General features: G+C 63.0%; 20 protein-coding genes. 6 read left to right on the forward strand and 14 right to left on the reverse strand.

Going from position 1 to position 23981, the window contains the following annotated elements; translation table 11 throughout:
- Positions 1-154: 154 nt before the first annotated feature.
- Positions 155-1327 carry an MFS transporter gene (locus NTD80_RS16380; RefSeq protein ID WP_262134302.1) on the reverse strand — a complete coding sequence of 391 codons (1173 nt, stop codon included), beginning with the start codon at positions 1325-1327 and terminating at the stop codon, positions 155-157.
- Between the two features lie 142 nt (positions 1328-1469).
- Between NTD80_RS16380 and NTD80_RS16385 the strand changes: the two genes are divergently transcribed.
- Entirely contained in the window at positions 1470-2054 is a 585-nt protein-coding gene (locus tag NTD80_RS16385; protein ID WP_262134303.1) for a TetR/AcrR family transcriptional regulator, read from the forward strand.
- Here NTD80_RS16385 and NTD80_RS16390 read toward each other — a convergent pair.
- From NTD80_RS16390 to NTD80_RS16415, 6 genes are all read right to left on the reverse strand, one after another.
- Positions 2038-3393, reverse strand: a complete 1356-nt coding sequence (locus tag NTD80_RS16390; RefSeq protein ID WP_262134304.1) for an MATE family efflux transporter — start codon at positions 3391-3393, stop codon at positions 2038-2040. The genes NTD80_RS16385 and NTD80_RS16390 overlap by 17 nt on opposite strands.
- Before the next feature lie 70 nt (positions 3394-3463).
- Positions 3464-4423 carry an AAA family ATPase gene (locus NTD80_RS16395; RefSeq protein WP_262134305.1) on the reverse strand — a complete coding sequence of 320 codons (960 nt, stop codon included), beginning with the start codon at positions 4421-4423 and terminating at the stop codon, positions 3464-3466.
- Between the two features lie 3 nt (positions 4424-4426).
- On the reverse strand, positions 4427-5470 hold the full coding sequence (locus NTD80_RS16400) for an aliphatic amidase (RefSeq protein WP_262134306.1): 1044 nt from the start codon (positions 5468-5470) through the stop codon (positions 4427-4429).
- Positions 5471-5480: 10 nt separating this feature from the next.
- The gene (locus NTD80_RS16405; protein ID WP_262134307.1) at positions 5481-5828 is read right to left on the reverse strand and encodes an FmdB family zinc ribbon protein; all 348 of its coding nucleotides are present in this window, start codon (positions 5826-5828) and stop codon (positions 5481-5483) included.
- A 2-nt stretch (positions 5829-5830) separates the two neighbouring features.
- Positions 5831-7060, reverse strand: coding sequence for a formamidase (fmdA, locus tag NTD80_RS16410; protein WP_262134308.1), 1230 nt, complete (start codon positions 7058-7060; stop codon positions 5831-5833).
- 87 nt (positions 7061-7147) lie between these two features.
- Complete coding sequence (locus NTD80_RS16415; protein WP_262134309.1) at positions 7148-7879, reverse strand: GntR family transcriptional regulator; 732 nt, start codon at positions 7877-7879, stop codon at positions 7148-7150.
- 113 nt (positions 7880-7992) lie between these two features.
- Between NTD80_RS16415 and NTD80_RS16420 the strand changes: the two genes are divergently transcribed.
- The 3 genes from NTD80_RS16420 (at position 7993) to NTD80_RS16430 (ending at position 12142) form a co-directional block, all read left to right on the forward strand.
- Positions 7993-9348, forward strand: a complete 1356-nt coding sequence (locus NTD80_RS16420) for an adenylosuccinate lyase family protein (protein WP_065906055.1) — start codon at positions 7993-7995, stop codon at positions 9346-9348.
- Between the two features lie 85 nt (positions 9349-9433).
- Positions 9434-10738, forward strand: coding sequence for a cation:dicarboxylate symporter family transporter (locus tag NTD80_RS16425; protein WP_065906053.1), 1305 nt, complete (start codon positions 9434-9436; stop codon positions 10736-10738).
- 12 nt (positions 10739-10750) lie between these two features.
- A complete protein-coding gene (locus tag NTD80_RS16430; RefSeq protein ID WP_262134310.1) occupies positions 10751-12142 on the forward strand; it encodes a class II fumarate hydratase in 1392 nt (463 codons plus the stop codon).
- A gap of 62 nt (positions 12143-12204) precedes the next feature.
- On the opposite strand, the gene NTD80_RS16435 is transcribed toward NTD80_RS16430, so the two are convergent.
- The 6 genes from NTD80_RS16435 to urtA all read right to left on the reverse strand — a co-directional run bounded on the left by NTD80_RS16435 (position 12205) and on the right by urtA (position 18543).
- Positions 12205-13287 (reverse strand): hypothetical protein, encoded by a 1083-nt coding sequence (locus NTD80_RS16435; RefSeq protein ID WP_262134311.1) that lies wholly within the window; start codon positions 13285-13287, stop codon positions 12205-12207.
- A 330-nt stretch (positions 13288-13617) separates the two neighbouring features.
- Positions 13618-14307: an urea ABC transporter ATP-binding subunit UrtE gene (urtE, locus tag NTD80_RS16440; RefSeq protein WP_138815132.1), complete on the reverse strand. Its 690-nt coding sequence runs from the start codon at positions 14305-14307 to the stop codon at positions 13618-13620.
- 10 nt (positions 14308-14317) lie between these two features.
- The gene (gene urtD / locus NTD80_RS16445; RefSeq protein WP_262134313.1) at positions 14318-15076 is read right to left on the reverse strand and encodes an urea ABC transporter ATP-binding protein UrtD; all 759 of its coding nucleotides are present in this window, start codon (positions 15074-15076) and stop codon (positions 14318-14320) included.
- The gene (gene urtC / locus NTD80_RS16450) at positions 15073-16236 is read right to left on the reverse strand and encodes an urea ABC transporter permease subunit UrtC (RefSeq protein ID WP_262134314.1); all 1164 of its coding nucleotides are present in this window, start codon (positions 16234-16236) and stop codon (positions 15073-15075) included. Before urtC ends, urtD begins: the two co-directional genes overlap by 4 nt.
- Positions 16237-16246: 10 nt before the next feature.
- Positions 16247-17164 (reverse strand): urea ABC transporter permease subunit UrtB, encoded by a 918-nt coding sequence (gene urtB, locus NTD80_RS16455; RefSeq protein WP_065906044.1) that lies wholly within the window; start codon positions 17162-17164, stop codon positions 16247-16249.
- Positions 17165-17334: 170 nt separating this feature from the next.
- Positions 17335-18543, reverse strand: a complete 1209-nt coding sequence (gene urtA / locus NTD80_RS16460) for an urea ABC transporter substrate-binding protein (RefSeq protein WP_065906042.1) — start codon at positions 18541-18543, stop codon at positions 17335-17337.
- Positions 18544-18843: 300 nt separating this feature from the next.
- Between urtA and NTD80_RS16465 the strand changes: the two genes are divergently transcribed.
- Together NTD80_RS16465 and NTD80_RS16470 are read left to right on the forward strand one after the other, a co-directional pair.
- Positions 18844-22227: an ATP-binding protein gene (locus NTD80_RS16465; RefSeq protein ID WP_065906040.1), complete on the forward strand. Its 3384-nt coding sequence runs from the start codon at positions 18844-18846 to the stop codon at positions 22225-22227.
- Complete coding sequence (locus tag NTD80_RS16470) at positions 22202-22867, forward strand: response regulator (RefSeq protein WP_065906038.1); 666 nt, start codon at positions 22202-22204, stop codon at positions 22865-22867. The genes NTD80_RS16465 and NTD80_RS16470 overlap by 26 nt, the downstream gene beginning before the upstream one ends.
- Before the next feature lie 119 nt (positions 22868-22986).
- Here NTD80_RS16470 and NTD80_RS16475 read toward each other — a convergent pair whose 3' ends face one another.
- Entirely contained in the window at positions 22987-23817 is an 831-nt protein-coding gene (locus NTD80_RS16475) for an IclR family transcriptional regulator (protein WP_106804313.1), read from the reverse strand.
- Positions 23818-23981 lie beyond the last annotated feature (164 nt).

Genomic DNA, 23981 nt, shown 5'->3' on the forward strand with positions numbered 1-23981 from the left:
GCGGATATCCGCGGGGAATGCGGGCTGGCGTGATCGGCGCTACAAGCGCCTTACCGGCTCGGTCGACGCATGGGTCAGCGATGAAGAGCAAACCGAACATGAATGGGAAGCCGCCTCTCGCGAGGCGGCAGAGGACTTACTCAGCGGCGGATACTCAGCCCAACCGCCGAAATCCCAACACCGCTGAGCCCAGCACCACCGCCCCCGCCGCCAGTGCCACCCAGAACCCACTGGCCGCGCCGGAGTGGTCGATCATCCAGCCGGAGCTGGCGGCGCCGATGGCCACGCCGATGCTCAGGCCGGTGATCAGCCAGGTCATGCCTTCGGTGAGGCGGCTGGGGGGGACGATTTGTTCTACCAGCGCCATGGACACAATCAGCGTCGGGGCGAAGAACAGACCGGAGATGAAGATTGCCACGGCAAGGCCGGGGATGTTAGTCACCAGCAGCAACGGCAAGGTGGTCAACGCCGTGGCTACGCCGCAGTACAGGAACTGGCGGGGCAACGGCGCCTTGAGCTTGAGGGTACCGAACGCCAGCCCGGCCAGGCACGAGCCGATGGCATACACCGACAGCACGATACTCGCCGCCGCCGGCTGGCCCTGCTGTTGGGCGAAGGCCACGCTGACCACATCGACCACGCCGACAATCACGCCCATGGCCAGCAGCAGGATCATAAGGATCAATACCGAAGGCGACGCGATCAGACAGCGGCCGTGATGATCGTGGTGTTCGTGTACCGGCGGTTCGGTCTCGCGCTGCAGCACGAACGTGGTGACGCCTACGGCCAGCAAGAGCGCCGCGACCAACGGCCCGGCTTCCGGGAACAGCGCCACACTGAGGCCCACCGAAATCGGCGGGCCGATGATAAAGCACACCTCGTCAAGCACCGACTCCAGGGCAAACGCGGTTTGCAACTGGGGCTGGCCGCGGTACAACTCGGTCCAGCGTGCCCGCACCATCGCCGACATATTCGGCATGCAGCCGGCCAGGGCCGCGAACACGAACAGCGTCCAGTTCGGCGCCTGCAAACGGGTGCACAGCAACAACAGCAGCAACGCCCCGCCACCGATCAACGCGGCGACCGGCAGCACCCGACCCTGGCTGTAGCGGTCGACCAGGCGCGACACCTGCGGCGCGCAAAACGCTGTGGCCAGGGCAAATACCGCCGCCACCGAACCGGCCAGGCCGTAGCCGCCGTGCACCTGCGAGAGCATGGTGATCAGGCCGATGCCCGCCATTGACACCGGCATGCGCGCCAACATGCCCGCGAGTACAAAAGCCCGGGCGCCGGGGACCTGGAACAACTCGGCGTAGGGGTTTGCCATCCTGCTCTACCTCTTCCTGAATGCCCTGCAACTTGCTATCTGCAATGATCAAGGCAAAATACATACGGTGCGTATGTGACAAAGCATGCGTAACATACGCAGCGTATGTCAATCCTTCACTTGCCGATTGCGAGCCCTATCCATGAGCCGAGCCCGTGCTGAAATAATCGAAGACACCCGCGCCCGGCTGATCGCCAGCGCGCGCCTGGCCTTCGCCACCCAAGGCTACGCGAATACCTCGATGGACGACTTTACCGCCCGCGCGGGCCTGACGCGCGGGGCGTTGTATCACCACTTTGGCGATAAAAAGGGCCTGTTGGCGGCGGTCGTTGCCCAGCTCGACAGCGAGATGGACGCCCACTTGCAGCGCCTCAGTGACGAAGCTTCGGACCCCTGGTCGGGCTTTTGCGAACGCTGCCGCGCGTATTTGCGCATGGCCCAGGACGCGGAGATCCAGCGCATCGTACTGCAGGATGCGCCGGCCGTATTGGGTGACACCGGCTCCCAGCAGCACTGTGTGGAATCCCTGCGTCAACGGCTCGACGCCTTGATGCACAGCGGTGTGATCCCGCAGGCACCGAGCGCCGCGCTGGCGCAGTTGATCAATGGCAGCCTGGTCAACACCGCGCTGTGGATCGCCCGGGATGCACACCCGGGCGAACGCCTTGAAGAATGCCTGCAGAGCCTGGAACTGCTGTTGCGCGGCTTGACTAGACCAGCCGCTTGATCTGCTTGTGCCGCCACACCAGCCGGTAATACGCGGTCTGCAAGCCCAGCATCGCCAGGTAGGTCACCGGAAACGCCATCCACACGCCTTCCAGCCCGAAGTGGGCGTTGAGCAGGTAGGCCATCGGCAACTCGACGCACAGCACGCAGAAAATCGAGATGGCCACCGGCATCAGCACCACGCCGCTGGCGCGCATGATCCCGCCGATCACCGCCTGGAAACCGAATACCAGGATGCTCCACAACATGATGTGTAACAGGTGCTCGGCATTTGCCCGCGCCGCGTCGTCGGTGATGAACAAACCGAGCAACCAGTGCGACAGGACATACCCCAGCACAATCAGGCCACCGGTGAGGCAGGTGTTGATCAGCAGCCCGGTGCGCAAGATCGGCCCGATGCGTTCCAGGCGGCCGGCGCCAATCGCCTGGGCACCGAGGATCGAGGCAGTGATGGCAATCGACAGCGCCGGGAACTGCACGTAGTTGACGATTTGCGTCACCGCGCCATAGGCCGCCGTCGCCTGCGAGCCATGGCTGTTGACCAGGGCAAGAATGACCAACTCCGACAGCGACAACACCACCATCTGCAGGCCGGTAGGCAGGCCGATGCGCAGGACCTTGGCCAAAATCGCACGGTCCAGGCGCAAGGCCGCCAGCAGTTCACGGTCCGGCGCCATCACGTGATGTTTATGCCGCAGGCGCAGGATCAGGAACAGCATCGCCGCGGCGTTGCCCACCAGGCCGGCGTACACCGCACTCTGGATGCCGAGGGGCGGCAAACCGATCCAGCCGCGGATCAGCGCCGGTGTCAGCAGCAGGCCGACCAGGGTCGAGACCATCAGCGCCAACAACGGCGAGATCGTGTCGCTGACCCCGCGCAACAACTGGGTGTACAAGATGAACACCAGCAACAGCGGCATGATCAACATCATCATCTGGGCGTAGCCCACCGCATCGTCGAGCACATCCACCGGGGTGCCCAAGGCTTGCAGCGCCGGGCGGGCGAACAGGCTGCCCAGCACCGCCGCGACCAGCCCCACCAACGCGCCCAGCGTCAGGGTGGCACCGGTGATCGCCTTGACCATGCCGGTTTCCTGGGCGCCCCAGGCCTGGCCGATCAATACGGAGGCCCCCGCCCCCAGGCCGATCACCAGGGCAATGAAGAAGAACACGATGGGGAACATCCCCGACACCGCCGCCAGCGCCTGGGTGCCGAGCATTTGCCCGACATAGATACCATTGAGCGTGCCGGAAAAACTCTGCAGGAAGTTGGACAGCACCATCGGTGCCAGAAAGATCAGGTAGACCTGCCACAGCGGGCGTTGCATGGGGCTTTGCATGAAAAACGGGGCCTCGAAGAGCGAAAGCGTCCGAGGGTTATACCGTAATTGGATCCCAGCTTCCCGTGGTTTATCCGCCGCTGCACGCAACCACCAGGCAACCCTGGTGAAGCGTCGCATGCAGGTGCCGGGCTTCGCCGCGCAATACACACTCGGCAATCGCCGGCTCCAATTCGACACGCAGCCTGCGCGCCAATGCCCGCGCGCCAAAACGCACATCATGCTCGCGACACAACCACGCCCGCGCCTGTGCATCCACGCTCAATGAGCGCTGCTGCGCCGCGAGGCGTTGATTGAGTTTGTTCAACTCCACGTCCAGCAAAGCCTCCAACCACTGGGCGTCGATGGGCTCGAACACGAGGATGCGGTCGATGCGATTGAGAAACTCCGGCTCGAAATGCCCGTGCAGTGCCTCTTCCAGCACCGCCGCCTCGCCACGCGCAAACACCCGCAGCACCCGCCGCCAGCCCTGGGCAAAGCGCTGGCGATGCCGGCGCGCCTGTTGCGCGCCGATGTTGCTGGTCATGAAGATCAAGCTGTTGCGAAAGTCCAGGGTGCGCGTGCCACCGGCCAGGGTCAGCTGGCCGTTTTCGAGAATGCCGAGCAGGCTGCGCACGACTTCCTGGCTGGCCTTTTCCAATTCGTCGAACAGCACGATGCCGGGTCGACTGTAGGTGCCCTGAATCAATTCACTGTTGAACAGGCTGATGCCTTCCTTGCTGCCCACATAGCCCGGCGGTGCGCCAGTCAGTGCGGCGGCGTAATGCTCCTGGGCCAGGGTGTGCATGTCGATGCGGCAAAAACCGTCGGCGCGCCCGTGCAGCGCCTGGGCCAGCAGGCGCACGATTTCGGTCTTGCCGACACCGGTCGGCCCCATGAACAGGTTGACGCTGAGCGGCCGGTCACGCTCGCCGATGTCGGCCTTGACCACCTTGAGCAAGCTTTCCACCTGGGCCAGCGCCGCCTGCTGGCCGACGATGCGACTGCGCAGCAACGCCATGACCTGGCTCGGCTCGAAGGTAAAACGCATGCCCTACCCCTGCGTCTGTTCTTTACCGCCATGGGGCAATTGCCCCACCGGGCATTCGGCGACACCCACCGTGCTGCGGGTGATTTTCTCCACGTTCTCCTGGGCCTTTTGCGCATCCAGCACCCAGGTGCGGTAGAACTCGAAGGGGCAGTCGGCCACGCCCTTGTCGCCATCGCCCGAGGCGTGCATGCCGGTGTAGCCACGGTGCAACAGCTTGAACAGGTGGTTCTGCGACTGGTCATTGGCCCGCGCATCGCGGATCTGCGAAACCGACAGCTGGGCGTACTGGATGCCCATCTCCTCCTCGCCGCACTCGCCCAGGGTGCGCCCGTCGAAACCGATGATCGCCGAGTGGCCGAAGTACGAATACACCCCGTCGAACCCTGCCGCATTCGCCACCGCCACATAGCAGTTGTTGGCCCAGGCCATGCTCTTGGACATCTGCACCTGTTGCTCCTTGGCCGGGTACATATAGCCCTGGCAACGCACGATCAACTCCGCGCCCTTCATTGCACAATCGCGCCAGATCTCCGGGTAGTTGCCGTCGTCGCAGATGATCAGGCTGATCTTCATGCCCTTGGGGCCTTCGCACACATAAGTGCGATCGCCCGGATACCAGCCCTCGATGGGGCACCAGGGAATGCACTTGCGATAGCGCTGCACGATCTCGCCGAGATTATTGATCAGCACCAGGGTGTTGTAGGGCGCCTTGTGCGGATGCTCCTCGTGGCGCTCGCCGGTCAGGGAGAACACGCCCCAGGTGTTGGCCTGGCGGCACGCCGCCGAGAAAATCGCGGTCTCCTCACCGGGGATGCTTGCGGCGGTGGCCATCATCTCGTCGTGGTCGTACATGATGCCCATGGTGCTGTATTCCGGGAACACCACCAGGTCCATGCCCGGCAGGCCCTGTTTTATGCCGACAATGATGTCGGCGATCTTCCTGGCGTTGTCGATGACGTCGGCCTTGCTGTGCAGGCGCGGCATCTTGTAGTTCACCACCGCTACACCGACGGTGTCCGGGCTGCTGGAAATGTCGCCATGGCGCATTGCAACTCTCCTAGTGACTGATCATCCACGGCCGGGGGCCGGTCTTGGTCTTGAGGCCCAGCGGGTTGGCCTTGCTCGGCAGCACCGCCTTACTGGTGCCGCAGCAACTGCAACCCGCCGGGTGCCGGCGACTTTCCTGGTATTCGCCGACAGTCTGCGGCGCGTGGGCGCTGCGCTCGTTGCCGGCGATGGCCTGGCGTTGGTTGGCCGACAGCGTTTGCAGGGCCGGCGCCGACACCAACAGCTGCCCGCCGGGCCCGGCACAGTACGGGCACTGGCTGGGCGCGTGGCGCTGGGCAATCGGCCGCAGCTGGGTGAAGGTGCCGCAGGTGTCGCAGGCGTATTCGTAGGTCGGCATGGCTACAGGTCCGGGGCGATGGGCAGGTCGATGCTGCCGTCGAGGAAGCGCGTCGGGCCGTTGGCGTTGGGGTTGATATCGAACTCGAAGATCTCCGTGGGCAACCACAGGGTCGCGCAGGCATTCGGGATGTCGACCACGCCGCTGATGTGTCCCTGCACCGGCGCCGAACCGAGCAACGCATAGCCCTGGGCCGGCGAGTAGCCGAACTTGGTCAGGTAGTTGATCGCATTCAGGCACGCCTGACGGTAGGCGACGTTGACGTCCAGGTAGTGCTGCTGGCCCTGCTCGTCGACCGAGATGCCTTCGAAGATCAGGTAGTTCTTGTAGTTCGGCGTGATCGGGCTCGGCTTGAAGACCGGGTTCTTGATGCCGTACTTGGCCATGCCACCCTTGATCAGCTCGACTTTCATGTGCACCCAGCCGGCCATTTCGATGGCGCCGCAAAAGGTGATTTCGCCGTCGCCCTGGCTGAAGTGCAAGTCCCCCACCGACAGCCCGGCGCCGTTGACGTAGACCGGGAAGAAGATCTTCGAGCCGCGTGACAGGTCCTTGATATCGCAGTTACCGCCATGCTCGCGCGGCGGCACCGTGCGAGCACCGGTGGCGGCGGCATCGTCACGGGCCTGGCCCTTGAGCTTGCCCATATGGGCGGTGTCGGCCAACGGTGCGTTGGCCAGCGGTGGCACGCGGGTCGGGTTGGTGTCGATCAGTTCCTGCTCGCGGCGGTTCCAGTCGGCGAGCATCACCGGGTCAGGCAGGCAGCCGATCAGGCCGGGGTGGATCAGGCCGGCGAAATTCACCCCCGGAATGTGCCGCGAGCTGGTGAACATGCCCTTGAAATCCCAGATAGCTTTTTGTGCGCTGGGGAAGTGATCGGTGAGGAAACCGCCGCCGTTCTGGCGCGAGAAAAAGCCGTTGAAGCCCCACTGGGAATCGGCCTTGGCGCCGATATCGAGCAGGTCCACCACCAGCAGGTCACCCGGCTCGGCACCGTGCACGCCCACCGGGCCGGAGAGGTAATGCACGGTGGACAGGTCGACGTCGCGCACGTCGCTGGCATCGTCGTTGTTCTTGATGGCGCCGGCGGTCCAGTCGTAGGTTTCCAGGATGAAGTCGTCGCCCGGCTTCACCCAGCACGCCATCGGGATATCCGGGTGCCAGCGGTTGTGGATCTGCTCGTTCTCGGTGACGGGTTGGTTGAGGTCGACTTTGATCAGCGTTTCGGTCATGGGCTGGCTCCTGGACGGATGACATTGCGTTCAATCCAGTCTCATCGGGCCAGCCCAATCGGGAAATACGTTGGATGACGTATGGGCTCAGAGCTTGTCGCGTTTCATCTGCATGGTCAGGGTGAAACGGTCGGCGGGATAGACCGTTTCCGACACCGCAATCAGCGCCCCGGCTTCATCGCGGTATTGGCGGATGATGTTCAACCCCAGCGCGCCGCCCTGCGCCTTGAGGCTGGCAGCCAGCTCGGCGGGCAACTGCACCGGGCGCACCTGTTGGTCAACCACCTCGATAGGCCGCGAGAAGGCCTTGCCGATCAGCGCGGCAATGAGTTCGTCGGGGTGCTTGCGCGCGTCGGGGATCACCTCGGCAAACGCCTGTTCGGCGTACACATCGGTCCAGCACAACGGCGCATTGCCGGCGCTGGCATCGACCTTGATGCTCGACACGCAGAAATAATGCCCGCCCGGTTCCAGCCCCAGGCGCCGGGCCAGGGCGATATCGGCGACAAACTCCCGCACGGCCCGGATATCGCGGATATGCGTCTCGGCCACCTGCACCAGGTCGGCCACCGAGGCCATTGCCTGGGAATAGCCGCCCTGCGGCGAGGCGGCTTCGACCCGTGTGCCCACGCGCTTGCGGCGCGAGACCATGCCCTGCCCCTGCAACTGGTCGATGGCCGCTCGCACCGTGTGGCGGCTGACCGCGTACAGCGAGCACAGCTCGAATTCAGTCGGCAACAACGACCCTACCGGGTAATGGCCGCTGCCGATCTGCTCGATCAAGTCCTTGGCAACTGCCGCATAACGCCTCTGGCTCACGCTTTCCATTCTTACCCTCGCTGTCGAGTTGACAGTGTATCAGTCTAGGCGCAATCATAATGTACGGACATATTAAATATGTATGGTTTAAAAATAACAAATAGGGTTTTCCCATGTCGAGTACCGTTTTTGATTCCGCCCTGTTCCGTGACATGTTCGGCACCGCCGAAATGCGCGGTGTGTTTTCCGATAAAGCGCTGATCGAGCGTTACATCGAAGTGGAAGTGGCCCTGGCCCGCGCCGAGGCGCGTTGCGGGGTGATCCCTGCCGAGGCGGCCGAGCAGATCGCCGCGCTGTCGCAGTACCAGGCGCTGGACCTGGCGCTGATGCAGCACGAGACCGAGATCGTCGGGTACCCGATCCTGCCGCTGGTGGAGCAACTCTCGAAGATCTGCGGCGAAGCCGGCCGCTACGTGCATTGGGGCGCCACCACTCAGGACATCATGGACACCGCCGTGGTCCTGCAGGTGCGCGCTGCGCTGGCCATCGTCGAGCGTGACATCCAGGCGGTACGCGGCCTGCTCGCCGGCCTCGCGCAGCGCTACCGCGACACGCCGATGGCCGGCCGTACCCACTTGCAGCACGCGCTGCCGATCACCTTCGGCTACAAATGTGCGGTCTGGCTGAGCATGTTCGACCGCCACGCCGAGCGCCTGGTGGAACTGCGCCCACGCGTCGAAATCGGCCAGTTCGCCGGGGCCGCCGGCACCCTCGCCTCCCTCGGCGACAAAGGCCTGGATGTGCAGGCAGCGCTGATGGCCGAACTCGGCCTGGGCGTGCCGCAAGCCACCTGGCACGTGGCCCGCGATGGCCTGGCAGAAACCCTGAACTTCCTTGGCCTGGTCACCGGTTCCCTGGGCAAGATCGCCCTCGACATCATGATGATGATGACCAGCGAACTGGGCGAAGTGTACGAGCCCTTCGTCAAGGGCCGTGGCGCCAGCAGCACCATGCCGCAGAAGCGCAACCCGATTTCCTGCGAACTGATGTACGCCGCCGCCAAGGGTGTGCGCCAACACGCCGGGCTGATGCTCGATGCGATGATCCAGGATTTCGAACGCTCCACCGGCCCGTGGCAGGCCGAATGGATCGCCATTCCCGAAGCCTTTGCCCTCAGCGCCGCGTCGCTGGGGCAGGCAACCTTCATGCTCGCCGGCCTGGAAGTGCGCCCCGAGCGCATGCGCAAGAACCTCGACATGACCCAGGGCCTGATCGTCGCCGAAGCCGTGATGATGGGACTCGCCCCGGCGCTCGGCCGCCAGGTGGCCCACGACGTGGTCTACGCCGCCTGCCGCATGGCCAACGACCAGGGCACCAGCCTGCTCGACGCCCTGCTCGCCCAGGGTGAAGCCACCGCGCAACTGGACCTGGCCGAACTGCAACGCCTGACCGACCCGGCCAATTACCTGGGACTGGCACCGCAGATGGTCGATATCGCGCTCGCGCGCCAGGGTGCGGTAAAACGCTGACCTTGCAGGGGCCGGCTTGCCGGCTCCCGCAGGGGGTTACCTGCGCTTTACGTCGCCGAACCATAACAACAATGAGATCACAGACATGTCATCCACCCCCGCAAAAAAACCGCTCTACAAGGACCTGACCTTCCAGGTCGTCGCCGCGATGTTCCTGGGGATCGCCTTCGGCTTTCTCGCCCCGGAACTGGCTGCCAGTTTCAAGATCCTTGGCGATATCTTCCTCAAGCTGATCAAGACCGCCGTCGCGCCGCTGGTGTTTTTCACCGTGGTCCACGGCATTGCCTCGGCCGGCGATATCAAGCGCGTCGGCAAAGTTGGCCTGCGTGCATTGATCTACTTCGAAGTGGTGTCGACCATCGCCCTGGCCATCGGCCTGTTGTGGGGCAACCTGCTGCAGATCGGCTCCGGCATGCATGACGCCCACCCGAGCGCCGCTGCCGCAGCCGCCACCACCGCCGCGGTGGCCAAGGGGCACGCACCGGCCTCGACCATGGACTTTATCTACGGCATTTTCCCCGACAATTTCGTCGGCGCCTTCGCCGGCGGCCAGCTGTTGCAGGTGCTGGTGATCTCGGTGCTGTTCGGCTTCGCCCTGTTGGCCCTCAAGCCCGAGCGCCGCGAAGTCATCGAAGATGGCCTGAACCGCATCTCCGAATGCTTCTTCGAGTTCATCAACCTGATCATGAAGTTCGCGCCGCTCGGCGCCTTCGGCTCGGTGGCCTATGCGGTCGGCAGCAACGGCACGGCGGTGCTGATGTCGCTGGCCAACCTGGTGTTGATGTTCTACGTCGGCATCGCGTTCTTTATCTTTGTGGTACTCGGCGCGGTGTGTCGCCTGAGCGGCTTCAGCCTGTGGCGCTTCCTCACGTATATCAAGGATGAAATCTTCATCGTGCTCGGTACCGCGTCGTCGGAAAGCGCGCTGCCGCGCCTGCTGCAGAAGCTCGAGAAGTTCGGCTGCTCCAAACAAAGCGTCGGCCTGGTGCTGCCCACCGGCTATGCGTTCAACCTCGACGGCACCTCGATCTACATGTCGCTGTGCGTGCTCTTTATCGCCAACGCCTACGGCGTGCCGCTGAGCTGGGAACAACAGCTGGGCATCATCGCGATCATGCTGGTGACCTCCAAGGGCGCGGCGGCAGTGTCGGGTGGCAGCTTCGTGGTGTTCGCCGCCACTGTCACGGCCATCGGCGTGCTGCCGGCCGAAGGCCTGGCGCTGTTGTTCGGGGTGTACCGCTTCATGTCCATGGCCATCGCCACCTGCAACACCATCGGCAACAGCGTGGCCACGGTGGTGGTGTCGAAATGGTCCGGCGAGTTTTCCCAACAGACCGCCCAGGATGAATATCAACGCGTCCTCGGCCGCCCCGCCGGCGCGGCGCTTTAACGGAGCATAGGGATGTCCAGTACACGAATCGAACACGATGCGTTCGGCCCCGTCGAAATCCCGGCCGACCGCCTGTGGGGCGCACAAACCCAGCGGGCCCTGCAGGTCTTCGGCAGCAAGCAGCCGTTTCCCGCCAGCCTGATCCGCGCCTTCGGCCAGCAAAAGCGCGCCTGTGCCCGCGCCAATGTACGGCTCGGCACACTGGCCCCGGCCCTGGCGGACGCCATCGAACAGGCGGCCGAGGCCTTGGCCGACGGCGCTTTCGACCAGCACTTCCCGCTGTCGATCTGGCAGACCGGCTCCGGCACCCAGACCAACATGAACGCCAACGAGGTGATCGCCAACCGCGCCAACCTGATGCTGGGCGGTGAACTGGGCAGCAAGTCACCGGTGCACCCCAACGACCACGTGAACCGCTCGCAGTCGTCCAACGACAGCTTTCCGACGGTGATGCACCTGACCACCGTGCTGGAACTGCGCGGGCGCCTGCTGCCCGCGCTGGGCCAGCTGCACAACGAACTGAAAGCCAAGGCCGACGCCTGGCAGGACGTGCTGAAAATTGGCCGCACGCACCTCATGGATGCCGTGCCGATGAGCCAAGGCCAGGCATTCGGGGCATTTGCCCAGCAGATCCAGCATGGCATTGCACGCCTCGAAGGTTGCATGCCGCGCCTGTGCCTGTTGCCCCAGGGCGGCACGGCGGTGGGCACCGGCTTGAATACGCCGGTGGGATTCGATGTGGCGTTCTGCGAAGAAATCAGTCAGCTCACCGGCGTCGCCTTTGCAACCAACCCGTGCAAATTCGAAGGCATGGGCACTCACGATGCGTTGGTGGAGGCCTCCGGCGCGCTTAACGTGCTGGCCGTGTCACTGACCAAGATCGCCAACGATATTCGCCTGCTCGGTTCGGGTCCGCGTTGCGGCCTGGGGGAACTGATCGTGCCGGACGATGGCCTGACCTCCTCGATCATGCCCGGCAAACGCAACCCGACCATCGCTGAAGTGCTGGTGCAAGCGGCCATGCAGGTCATGGGCAATCACACCACCATCACCCTGGCGGGCGCGTCGAGCACGTTCGAGTTGAATGTGGCCAAGCCGGTGCTGATCCACAATCTGCTGCAATCGATCGAGGTGCTGACGGACGCCGTCAGCCTGTTCAGCCACAGGTTGCTCAGTGGCCTGGAGGTCAATCGCGCGCAACTGGCGCACAACGTCGAGCATTCGCTGTTGTTGGCCACGGCACTCAACCCGGTGCTGGGCTATGACCGTGTGGCGCAGATCACCCGCAAGGCTGCGGACGAGGGACTGACACCGAAGGAAGCGGCGGTCCGGTTGGGGTTGATCAGTGCCGAGGCATACGCCCAGCACGTACGGCCGGAGGCCATGATCCGCCCGACACCCTAGCGGGCCGCGACGCCTGAAGGACGCGAGGTGCCACCGACGTGATCGGCGGCACCCTGCGCAGGTCAACGGGGGCGCTCGTCGTCCCGCTCTTTCTTGATCATATGCTTCAGGTTCGCCAAATCGAATCGCTGGTCCTTGTACCCAGGATTACCTTTGTCATCCACGCCGATATCGGTGTCTTCCAGAAGCTCTTTGCGCTGGAGAAGCTCAGTCGCTGCCTGGCGCGCTTGCGGGGTGTAGGTTTTATTCGAAGGCACTAACCCAGCGGCTTGTTTCAGTTCCTTGAAGTTGACATAGTCATCACCATCACCGTACTCGACAAAGTGCTTTTTAATCGTTTCCAGCAGCTCTGAATTACTCATGCTTTCGAATCGATTGGAGGTATTCGCCAGGTCTTGCCGAGTGAACCCGCCATCCAGTTCACCGGTTTTGCCTTCATCATATTTCCTGAACAAATCCCCTCGATCCAGCAGTTCCCGGGCGACATTCATCTCATCCTCAGTTGCCGGCATACCGTCCAGTCGGCGACCCGCAGCCACCGCATTCAGCGACCTGTCGGTGATTTCACCGGGTTTGTTCGGGTCTTCCAGGGAGCTGAAACGGGTGAGGACGCGGTTGCTGAAGTCTTCATTGCTGAGGTGACTGTACGCATTGTTCTCGGCATCCGGCATTCGGTAACCTGGCGCGCGCTGGTAGATAGGCCGCTGCAGCGCGAAGTCTGGATCTTCATACCGCGGCGCGGGTCCGGAATATTGCGGGAAAAATTGCTGGTTGACCCTGTGTTGTTGCATGGCGCCGTTATATTGGCCCGCGCGCACCGGCGGCATCGAAAGTGCCTCCCGCTCCTCAAGAAGATCAATAGCAGCAGATACGTCGCCGTGACTGATATACCCATCTTCCTGGCCGCCGTTATTAACTGAGTCGAACAACTTGCCTATTTCCGGAAAGCCGAGAACCACTTGAGCCAACTGGGTCATATCATTGTCCCGCGGGTTTCTCATCTGGGGCCGATCGGCCATGCCCCTGATTGAATCAAGCGAGACAAAATCCGTTTTGGGCATCCGGAAATAATCAAAGTTATTGGCAAACTCCCGCGCGATGCCGGACCACGGAGCATTCGCATAAGGATTATAAGCGTTGCGCATTCCAACATCAGGGGGGACTGACATTAGGCCCATGCCGGAAAATGCCCGACTGTGGGGTTGTTGGGGATAACACAGGTCCATAGTTACACCTCAGGTCATGGAGTCGATAGATGCCAATCCACTACAGCTGCTCGACGGATTAACGTCCCACTCTGTGGCCACTGACGACACGCCAGTTCCAAAGACCCGAGGCAAACACACAACTCAGCACCGGAAAAGAAGTTGGGGAAGTTCAGCATACGGCCTGGGCAGCACGCCGATAAAACCTGCCATACCTGTAGGACAGCGCCCGGAATCGCGCTACCTCGCAGACCTTCTTACAGCCGCAGTTCACACCGACAAATACCGACTGATCGTCGCTTCATCCACCCTATCCCGCGTCTCCTCAATCACAAACCGGCCCTTCTCGATCACCAGGAAACGGTCGGCGATCTCCAGGGTAAACGACAGCACTTGCTCCGACACCACTATGGTCAGGTCGCGCAGGTTGCGAATCTCCTTCAGCGTGCGCGCGATGTCCTTGATGATCGACGGCTGGATGCCCTCGGTCGGTTCATCCAGCAGCAGCACCTTGGGATTAGTCGCCAGCGCGCGGGCAATCGCCAGCTGCTGTTGCTGGCCACCGGACAGGTTGCCGCCCTTGCGCGACTGCATGTCGTGGAGCACCGGGAACAGCGCATACAGATCCTCCGGCACCTTGCCGCGTGCCGACGCCGGCAGGCCGGTCTGGATGTTTTCCAGCACCGTCATGCTCGGGAAAATCATGCGCCCCTGCGGCACATAAGCGATGCCACGTTCCACCCGCTCATGGGTTTCCAGCGCCGACACATCGTGCCCGTCCACACTGACCTGGCCTTTCCACTGCGGCAGGATGCCCATCAGGCTCTTGAACAAGGTGGTCTTGCCCATGCCGTTGCGGCCCATCACCGCGACGATCTCACGCTTGGCCACGTTCAGGTCCAGGTCGTGGAGGATCTGGCTCTGCCCGTAGCCGCAGGACAACTGGTCGATCTTGAACATGCCCGCTTCCTCAATGGCCCAAATACACTTCGATGACTTTAGGATTGCTTTGCACCGACTCCATGCTGCCCTCGGCCAGCACCTTGCCCTGGTGCAGCACGGTAACCTTGTGGGCGATGCTCTTGACGAATTCCATGTCGTGCTCGATCACCAGCACCGATCGGCCCTGGCTGATGCGATTGAGCAACTCGGCGGTCTGCGCGCGTTCGTTGACACTCATCCCGGCCACCGGCTCATCGAGCATCAGCAACTCGGGGTCCTGCATCAGCAGCATGCCGATTTCCAGCCACTGCTTCTGTCCGTGGGACAGCAGGTCGGCCTGTTGCTGCAGCAGGTCGCCGAGGAAGATTTCCCGCGCGACTTCTTCCACCCGCGCGATCACCTGGGCGTTGCGTTTGAAGAACAACGCGCCCCACACCTTGCGCCCGGCCGGGTAGGACATCTCGAGGTTCTCGAACACCGTGAGGTTCTCGTAGATCGACGGGTTCTGGAACTTGCGCCCGACGCCGGCGCGCACGATGTTGTACTCGCGCATCTTGGTCAGTTCCTGGCCGTCGAACTGGATGCTGCCGCTGGTGGCGCGGGTCTTGCCGCAGATCAGGTCGAGCACCGTGGTCTTGCCGGCGCCGTTGGGGCCGATCACCACGCGCACTTCGTTGCGATCGATGTACAGGTTGAGGTTGTCGACCGCCTTGAAGCCGTCGAACGACACGGTGAGGCCTTCGATGGCCAGCACCGGTTTTTTCATTTCAAAGCCGACCGTGGTCATGGCTGGGTCTCCAGGATCTTGCTTTTAGCCTTGGATTTAACCGACGGGCTCGCCGGAGTCGCCGCTGCGGGTTTGCGCCGCAGCACTTTGGCCAGCACCTGGCGCCCATGGCTGTCCCACAGGCCGGCCAGGCCGTTGGGGAAGTACATGACCACGGCGATAAACAGCCCCCCCATCAGGTACAGCCACAACTCGGGAAAAGACTCGGAAAAGTAGGTCTTGCCGTAGTTCACCAGCAGCGCGCCATACACCGCGCCGAGCAGCGACATGCGCCCGCCCACCGCGGCGAAAATCACCATCTCGATCGACGGCACGATGCCCACGAACGACGGCGACATGAAGCCCACCTGCAAGGCAAACATCGCCCCGCCAATCGCCGAGAACGCGGCGGCTACGCAGAATACGAAGATCTTGAAGCTGGCCACGTCGTACCCGGAAAACCGCACGCGTTCTTCCTTGTCGCGCATCGCCATCAGCAGCCGGCCGAGCTTGGACGCGAGGATGAAACGGCCAATGAAGATGCAGCCGAACAGCAAGCCGGCGTTGATGAAGTACAGGATCAGCTTCGCGCTGTCGGTGCGCAGGTCCCAGCCGAGCAGGGTCTTGAGGTCGGTGATGCCGTTGACGCCACCGGTCAGGCCTTGCTGGCCGACGATCAACACGGTGAGGATCAGCGCAATCGCCTGGGTGACGATGGAGAAGTACACATCGCCCACGCGTCGCTTGAACAGCGCCATCCCGATGATGAACGCGAGCAGCACCGGCACCGCGATCACCGCCACCAGGGTAAAGCTGAAACTGTGGAACGGCTGCCACAGCCAGGGCAGTTCGGTGATCTGGTTCCAGTCCATGAAGTCCGGGATGCCCGGGGTGGACTGGATCTTGGTGCTCTCGGGGTCCGAGGCTTCCAGCTTGAGGAACATCGCCATGCAGTAGCCGCCGACGCCGAAGAACACGCCCTGCCCCAGGCTGAGAATGCCGCCATAGCCCCAGCACAGCACCAGACCCACGGCGACGAACGCGTAGGTCAGGTATTTGCCGACCATGTTCAGCCGGAACGCGTCGAGGGTCAGCGGGAATACCACAAGGATCAACAGCGCCAGCAGCACGATGCCGATCAGGTTTTGCTGGCCGCCCAGCAGCTTGTCTAAAGCCTTCATCTGCTCGCCTCTACTTGCGCACTTTGATGGAGAACAACCCTTGCGGGCGCAGCATCAGGATCAGAATCACCGAGGACAGGGTGAGTACCTTGGCCATCGAGCCACTGAGGAAAAACTCCGACAGCGATTGGGTCTGAGCGATCACGAACGCCGAGGCGATGGTGCCGAACAGGCTTTGCGCGCCGCCGAACACCACCACCAGGAAGGTGTCGACGATGTACTGCGATCCCGCCGTGGGCCCGGTGGAGCCGATGGTGGTGAACGCCGCGCCCGCCACACCGGCGACGCCACAACCGAGGGCGAAGGTCATGCGGTCGACCTTGCGCGTGTTGATGCCCACCGCGCGGCTCATCAGGCGGTTCTGCACCGTGGCGCGCACCTGCAGGCCCCAGCGCGAGCGGTAGAGCATGATGAAGATCGCACCGGTCAGCAGCAGGGTCAGGCCCATCATGAACAGGCCATTGCGCGGGATCTCGATGGCATCGGTGAAGTTCACCGAGCCCATCAGCCAGGCCGGTGGTTCGGCGCTGACTTCGCGGGCGCCGAACACCGAGCGAAAGGTTTGCTGCATCACCAGCGACAGGCCCCAGGTGGCGAGCAAGGTGTCCAGCGGGCGCTTGTACAAGCGGCTGATCATCGCCCATTCCACCAGCCAGCCGATGGCCCCGGCCACCAGGAACGACAGGCCGATGGCGAAGAAGAAGTAATAGGGTTGGAAGCTTGGCGCAAAGTGCGCGGTGAGGCTGGAGCACACGTAGGTGGTGTAGGCGCCGATGGTCAGGAACTCGCCGTGGGCCATGTTGATCACGCCCATCTGCCCGAAGATGATCGCCAGCCCCAATGCCATCAGCAACAGCACGCAGAACACGGACAAGCCGTTGAACCCCTGCATCGCCGCGATGGCTCCAAATTCCGATAGCCATTCCATGATGATGGTCTCCTGAGCGGGAGGTAATGATGAAAACCAAGGTCTGCTTTTGATTTATGTGGGAGCTGGCTTGCTCGCGAATGCGGTGTATCAGTCAATACATCTGCGAATGACACTGCGCTTTCGCGAGCAAGCCCGCTCCCACATTTAGATCAGCGCCAGATCCAGGCTTATTGATAGCCTTTGGGAAACGGATTCGGCTCGATCAGATCCGACTCGTAGATCACCTTGAACTGGCCGTTGGGCTGCACTTCACCGATGCGCGACTTGCTCCACAAGTGATGGTTTTCGTGGATCTTCACGTAGCCTTCCGGCGCGGTTTTCAGCTCGATGCCCGGCGAGGCGGCGACGACTTTATCCACGTCGAAACTGCCGGCCTTCTCCACCGCCGCTTTCCACAGCCATGGGCCGAGGTAGGCCGCCTGGGTCACGTCGCCGATTACCGCGTCCTTGCCGTACTTGGCCTTGAAGGCTTCGACGAAGGCTTTGTTGTTGGGGTTGTCCAGGCTCTGGAAGTACTTCATCGAGGCATAGAAACCGGCCATGTTTTCGCCGCCGATGCCGAGCAGTTCGTCTTCGGTCACCGACAGGGTCAGCAAGGTTTGCTTGGACGAATTCACACCTGCCGCGTTGAGCTGTTTGTAGAACGCCACGTTGGAGCCGCCGACCACCGCCGCGAAGACCACGTCCGGTTTCTTCAGCTTGACCTTGTTGATCAGCGAACCGAACTGAGTGTTGCCCAGCGGGTAGTAGTCTTCGCCGACCACGGTGCCGTGCAGCACGTTTTCAATGTGCTTGCGCGCGATCTTCATCGAGGTGCGCGGCCAGATGTAGTCGGAGCCGACCAGGTAGAACGTCTTGGCGCCCTTGGTCTTGGCGATCCAGTCGAGGCTGGCGAGGATCTGCTGGGTGGCTTCCTGCCCGGTGTAGATCACGTTTTTCGACTGTTCCAGGCCCTCATAGAAGGTCGGGTAGTAGAGCAGGCCGTTTTCTTTCTCGAAGATCGGCAGCACAGCCTTGCGCGAGGCCGAGGTCCAGCAGCCGAACACGGCGGCAACCTTGTCGTTGACCAGCAGCTTCTTGGCCTTTTCGGCGAAGGTCGGCCAGTCGGAGGCGCCGTCTTCCTGGATCACCTTGATCTGCCGTCCCAGGATCCCGCCCGAAGCGTTGATCTGCTCGATGGCCAGGCGTTCGGCCTGGATCGAACCGGTCTCGGAAATCGCCATGGTGCCGGTGGCCGAGTGCAACTGGCCGACGGTGACTTCAGTCGGGGTCACGGCCAGGCCTTCGTTATCGGCCAGCACGCCCTGGCTGAACAGTGCGGCCGCCAGCAAGGACAAGGCCAACAGGGGTTTGGAGCGGATCAATCGTGGTGCCATGGGGCGACTCCTCTGCAATGAGGGGTCCAGCATGGCGGCGGCCGGCCAGCACGGGTATACGCAGCCTGACGTAACGGCATACGTCATTTGACGTATGCCACTGCGCACCATTTTCGAGCAGGATCCCGCCCGCCCTGACAGCACCGATCAATGTGGGAGCTGGCCTGCCTGCGGTGGCGGTGCATCCATCGACTTCCCGTGCCTGACCCACCGCCATCGCAGGCAAGCCAGCTCGCACATTTGGAATCGGGGCACGGAACTTGCTCATCCACCTTGCCCACTCCCCGGAGCCATCCCACCGTGCATCCCCTCCCCGGCACCCAGCGCATCGTCAAGATCCGCCGCGACTACAACACCTGGGTCGCCGACGAGACCATGGAAGACTACGCCCTGCGCTACACGCCCAAGTCCTTTCGCAAATGGTCGGAGCTGCGCATTGCCAACACGGCCCTGGGCGCGGTGTCCTTCCTGGCTCTGGAAGCCATCGGCGGCGTGCTGGCCCTGAGTTACGGCTTCACCAATACGTTCTGGGCGATTCTCGCCATCAGCCTGGTGATCTTCCTCACCGGCCTGCCCATCAGTTACTACGCGGCGCGCTATGGCGTGGACATGGACCTGCTGACCCGTGGCGCCGGCTTCGGCTATATCGGCTCGACCATCACCTCGCTGATCTACGCCAGCTTCACCTTCCTGTTCTTCGCCCTGGAAGCGGCGATCATGGCCCTGGCGCTGGAGCTGTATTTTCATATCCCGCTGGCGATCGCCTACGTGATCTGCTCGCTGCTGGTGATCCCGCTGGTGGCCTACGGCGTGACGTTGATCAGCCGCCTGCAGCTGTGGACGCAACCGGTGTGGCTGCTGTTGCTGGTGCTGCCCTATGGCTTTGTGTGGTGGAAAAACCCCGACGCCTTCAGCGACTGGACCAGCTTCGTCGGACGCAGCGGCGATGGCGGCGGCTTCAACCTGCTGGCGTTCTGCGCCGCCTGCACGGTGGCGCTGTCACTGGTGACGCAGATCGGCGAGCAAGTGGACTACCTGCGCTTCCTGCCGGAAAAAACCGCCGCCAACCGTAAGCGCTGGTGGGCCGCCCTGCTCTGCGCCGGCCCTGGCTGGATCATCCCCGGCGCGTTGAAAATGTTCGCCGGCGCGTTTCTCGCGTTCCTCGCCTTGCAACATGAAATCCCCATGGAACGCGCTGCCGAGCCGACCCAGATGTACCTGGTCGCGTTCCGGTACGTGTTCAGCTCGCCGGAATGGGCGCTGGGCGCGATGGTGCTCTTCGTGTTCATCTCGCAGATGAAGATCAACCTGACCAATGCCTACGCCGGCTCACTGGCCTGGTCGAACTTCTTTGCCCGCGTGACCCACAGCCATCCGGGCCGCGTGGTATGGCTGGTGTTCAACGTGGCCATTGCGCTGATGCTGATGGAGCTGGGCGTGTTCGATGTGATCGACCAGGTGCTGGGGCTCTACGCCAATATTGCGATTGCCTGGATCGGCACGCTGGTCGCTGACCTGGTGATCAACAAACCGCTGGGGCTGTCGCCCAGGCACATCGAGTTCAAGCGCGCGCACCTCTACGACATCAACCCGGTGGGTGTCGGCTCGATGCTGGTCGCCTCGTTGCTGTCGATCCTCGCGCACTTCGGGCTGTTCGGCAGCCTGGCCCAGGCCGCGCCGCCGTTCGTGGCGCTGGGTACGGCCTTGATCATGGCGCCGCTGTTGGCCTGGCTGACGAAAGGCAAGTACTACATCGCGCGCACCAGCGACCTGCAACTGATCCACCCGGTGGCGCCCGCCACCCACGCGGTGTGCGGGCTGTGCAGCAACCCGTTCGAAACCGCCGACATGGCGTTCTGCCCGGCCTACAGCACGCCCATCTGCTCGCTGTGTTGTTCACTGGACGCACGTTGCGGCGATCGCTGCAAACCCCACGCGCGCCTGGTCACCCAGTTCGAAGGCGTGTTGCGCTGGCTGCTGCCGACTACCCTGATGCCGCGCCTGCACACACGGCTGGCCCATTACCTGGGGTTGCTGCTGGTACTGGAGCTGTTGCTCGCCAGCGCCCTGGCGTTGATTTACGTGCAGGCCGCCCAGGGTTTGCCCCACTCCGAGACCTTGTACCAAGCGTTCTTCAAGGCCTTCCTGACCCTCTCGGTCCTGGCCGCCGTGCTCGCCTGGTGGGTGGTGCTGACCCGCGAAAGCCGGCGGGTGGCCCAGGAAGAGTCCGATCGCCAGACCTTGCTGCTGATGCACGAAATCGACGCCCACAGCCTCACCGACCAGGCCCTGCAACACGCCAAGGAAGCCTCCGAAGCTGCCAATGCTGCCAAGAGCCGCTATGTCACCGGGCTGTCCCATGAGCTGCGCACGCCGCTGAACAGCATTCTCGGCTTTACCCAAATCCTGCAGCGTGACGGCGCCATGCCCGAGCAGCACCAGGACGCACTCGCGACCATCCTGCGCAGCGGCTCGCACCTGTTGTCGCTGATCGACGGCCTGCTGGATGTGGCCAAGATCGAGGCCGGCAAGCTGCGCCTGGAACTCACCGAAATCCCCTTCCCCGAACTGATCCATGACCTGGAGCAGATGTTCACGCCGCAAGCCCAGGACAAGGGCCTGCGCTTTCGCCTGGACTGCGTGGGCAAGATCCCGGCCGTGGTGCGCGGTGACGAAAAGCGCGTGCGCCAGATCCTTATCAACCTGCTCGGCAATGCGGTGAATTTCACCGACAGCGGCGAGGTGTGCCTGCGGGTCAGCTACAGGCGCGAGACTGCCAATTTTGAAATCATCGACACCGGCATCGGCATTGATCCGGGGCAGATCGAGCGGATTTTCCAGCCGTTCGAACGCGGCGACCTGATGCGCCAGGACAAGGGCGTCGGCCTCGGGCTGACCATCACGCGCATGCTCACCTCCTTGATGGGCGGCGAGCTGCGCGTGACCAGCGAACTGGACAAAGGCACCTGCTTCCAGGTGCGGCTGTTTCTGTCCCAGGTGCGCGCGCCGCAGGCGGTGGTGCATGTGGAACACGACATCATCGGCTACCAGGGCGCGCGTCGGCGCATCCTGGTGGTGGACGACCATGTGGACCATCGCAAGGTGCTCAGTGGCATGCTCACGCCGTTGGGCTTTGAGGTGGTGCAGGCCAGCAACGGCCAGGATGCGATTCGCCAGGTGGCGTTGCTGGCCCCGGACCTGATCCTGATGGACCTGTCGATGCCGACCCTGGACGGCTACGAAACCAGCCGCCTGATCCGGCGCAATGCGCTGTGCACCGCGCCGATCATCGTGATCTCCGCCAACGCCTTTACCGACGACCGCGAGCGCAGCATCGCCGCGGCCTGCAACGACTACCTGGCCAAGCCGGTGCGCACCCCGGAACTGCTCGGGCGCCTGCAACAGCACCTGGACCTGCAGTGGCTGCGGCGCACCAAGACCTTCACCGCACCGCCGCCGCCCAGCGTATTGCCCAGCCCCGAAGACCTTGCCGCCCTGGCGGAACTCAGCGCCATCGGCTATGTACGCGGCCTGCACGCCAAACTCGACACGATCCTTGCACACCGCCCCGATGCCGAACCGTTCATCACCAAGCTGCGCGGGCTGCTCAAGGGCTTTCGCCTGGATGAACTCAACCGAACCCTCAAGGAGGCCGCAGATGAATGCACTCACCCACAGCACTGAACCCGGCGTGGTGCTGATCGTCGACGACACCCCGGACAACCTGGCATTGCTCTGTGACGCGCTCGACGACGCCGGCTACATGGTGCTGGTGGCCCTGGACGGCCTCAGCGCGTTGAACCGCGTGCAACGCCGGCGTCCGGACCTGATCCTGCTGGACGCGATGATGCCCGGCCTGGACGGTTTCGAAACCTGTCGCCGGCTCAAGGCAATGCCGGCCAGCGCGGATGTGCCGGTGGTGTTCATGACCGGGCTAACCGACAGCAAGCACGTGGTGCAAGGCTTCGAGGTGGGTGGCAGTGACTACGTGACCAAACCGATCCAGACCGATGAGGTCCTGGCACGGGTGGCTGCGCACCTGCGCACGTCACGCATCTTGCTGTCGGCGCGGGAGGCGACGCAGCCGAATGTGCTGACGCTCGAGGATGAGCCGGCACAGCGGCTGCTGTCGGCCAGGTTCCAGTTGACCGAGCGTGAGGTGGAGGTCTTGCGCTGGGTTGCGTGCGGCAAGACCAATCGGGATATCGGCGACATCCTGGGGTTGAGCCCCAGGACAGTGAACAAGCATCTGGAGCATGTGTATGTGAAGTTGGGGGTGGAGACTCGAACGGCGGCTACATCCGTGGCCCTGGCCGCGATCTGAACAATGGGGGAGCGGGCTTGCTCGCGAACGCGGCGTGTCAGTGGACATATCCATGACTGATCTACGCATTCGCGAGCAAGCCCGCTCCCACACTGGTTCTTCATCGTGGCCGAGATGAGTTACCCACCGAAGGTCTGCGACGGCCTGCGCAGGGTCGGATCGAACGGGTTGATCCTCGGCCCGATCGCCGCGGCTTCGCGCTTGAGCAATTCCACCACCATTGGCAAGCGGCTCGGCCCCAACCGATCACTGATGGTTGCCACACTCAGCGCCGCCACCGCGTGGCCGTCGCGATTGAGGATCGGCACCGCCAGGCCTGCCATGCCTTCCAGCACCCCGGTATTGCGCGCCGCATAACCCAGGTTGCGCACATTCTCGACCTCCGAGCGCAGCAGCACCTCGTCGTACAGGTGAAAGTCCTTGAGCCGTGGCAGGTTGTAGCGGATCACCGTCTCGCGCTCTTCTTCCGGCAGGAACGCCAGGATCGCCAGGCTGCCCTGGCCCACGCCCAGCGCCACGCGCCCGCCGATATCGCCGGTGAAGGTACGGATCGGGTACGGCCCTTCGCTGCGGTCGAGGCAAATCGCATCGAAGCCACTGCGCGCCAGCAGGAACAGCGAATCACCCAATGACGCACTCAGGCGCAGCATGCTCGGCCGCACCAGGTCGCGCAGGTTGCCGGTCTTGCCCGCGTTCGCCGCCAGCGCAAAGAACTCCAGGCTCAAGCGATAGCGCTTGCTGCGCGCATCCTGCTCGACCATGCCCTCATCCATCAGGCTGCGCAACAGGCGGTGAGTGGTGGGCTGGGACAGGCCCACCTGTTGCGCAAGTTGGGTCACACGTTCGCCACCTTCCGGCACCTCGCCCAGGGTGCGCAACAGCGCGAACAGTCGGGAGACCCCGCCGGCGCCGACTTCCCGGGCATTTTCATTCCGCTCAGTGGAATCCATATAACGTGATCTCTTAGAAAATTCTGGTGAGTGAATAAAAACGAAAAAAGTAGTTCATTGAGTGAAATTCCATCTTCCGCCCATCCTAGTCTTCGTCCTAATCTGCGTCCACAGGGGCGAAATGAACAACTAACGGCAGCCGACTCAAGATCGAGCGCCAACGC

Origin of the sequence: Pseudomonas sp. 13B_2.1_Bac1 (assembly GCF_025466155.1) — a bacterium.
In the GTDB taxonomy this organism is placed as follows: domain Bacteria; phylum Pseudomonadota; class Gammaproteobacteria; order Pseudomonadales; family Pseudomonadaceae; genus Aquipseudomonas; species Aquipseudomonas aylmerensis.

Coding starts and splice junctions, on each gene's coding strand:
- NTD80_RS16400 (WP_262134306.1), bottom strand. CDS start 5,470: ATGCGCCATGGCGACATTTCCAGCAGCCCGGACACCGTCGGTGTAGCG.
- fmdA (WP_262134308.1), bottom strand. CDS start 7,060: ATGACCGAAACGCTGATCAAAGTCGACCTCAACCAACCCGTCACCGAG.
- NTD80_RS16420 (WP_065906055.1), top strand. CDS start 7,993: ATGTCGAGTACCGTTTTTGATTCCGCCCTGTTCCGTGACATGTTCGGC.
- NTD80_RS16430 (WP_262134310.1), top strand. CDS start 10,751: ATGTCCAGTACACGAATCGAACACGATGCGTTCGGCCCCGTCGAAATC.
- urtE (WP_138815132.1), bottom strand. CDS start 14,307: ATGTTCAAGATCGACCAGTTGTCCTGCGGCTACGGGCAGAGCCAGATC.
- NTD80_RS16380 (WP_262134302.1), bottom strand. CDS start 1,327: ATGGCAAACCCCTACGCCGAGTTGTTCCAGGTCCCCGGCGCCCGGGCT.
- NTD80_RS16385 (WP_262134303.1), top strand. CDS start 1,470: ATGAGCCGAGCCCGTGCTGAAATAATCGAAGACACCCGCGCCCGGCTG.
- urtB (WP_065906044.1), bottom strand. CDS start 17,164: ATGGAATGGCTATCGGAATTTGGAGCCATCGCGGCGATGCAGGGGTTC.
- urtD (WP_262134313.1), bottom strand. CDS start 15,076: ATGACCACGGTCGGCTTTGAAATGAAAAAACCGGTGCTGGCCATCGAA.
- NTD80_RS16425 (WP_065906053.1), top strand. CDS start 9,434: ATGTCATCCACCCCCGCAAAAAAACCGCTCTACAAGGACCTGACCTTC.
- NTD80_RS16405 (WP_262134307.1), bottom strand. CDS start 5,828: ATGCCGACCTACGAATACGCCTGCGACACCTGCGGCACCTTCACCCAG.
- NTD80_RS16435 (WP_262134311.1), bottom strand. CDS start 13,287: ATGCGCAACGCTTATAATCCTTATGCGAATGCTCCGTGGTCCGGCATC.
- urtA (WP_065906042.1), bottom strand. CDS start 18,543: ATGGCACCACGATTGATCCGCTCCAAACCCCTGTTGGCCTTGTCCTTG.
- NTD80_RS16470 (WP_065906038.1), top strand. CDS start 22,202: ATGAATGCACTCACCCACAGCACTGAACCCGGCGTGGTGCTGATCGTC.
- urtC (WP_262134314.1), bottom strand. CDS start 16,236: ATGAAGGCTTTAGACAAGCTGCTGGGCGGCCAGCAAAACCTGATCGGC.
- NTD80_RS16390 (WP_262134304.1), bottom strand. CDS start 3,393: ATGCAAAGCCCCATGCAACGCCCGCTGTGGCAGGTCTACCTGATCTTT.
- NTD80_RS16395 (WP_262134305.1), bottom strand. CDS start 4,423: ATGCGTTTTACCTTCGAGCCGAGCCAGGTCATGGCGTTGCTGCGCAGT.
- NTD80_RS16475 (WP_106804313.1), bottom strand. CDS start 23,817: ATGGATTCCACTGAGCGGAATGAAAATGCCCGGGAAGTCGGCGCCGGC.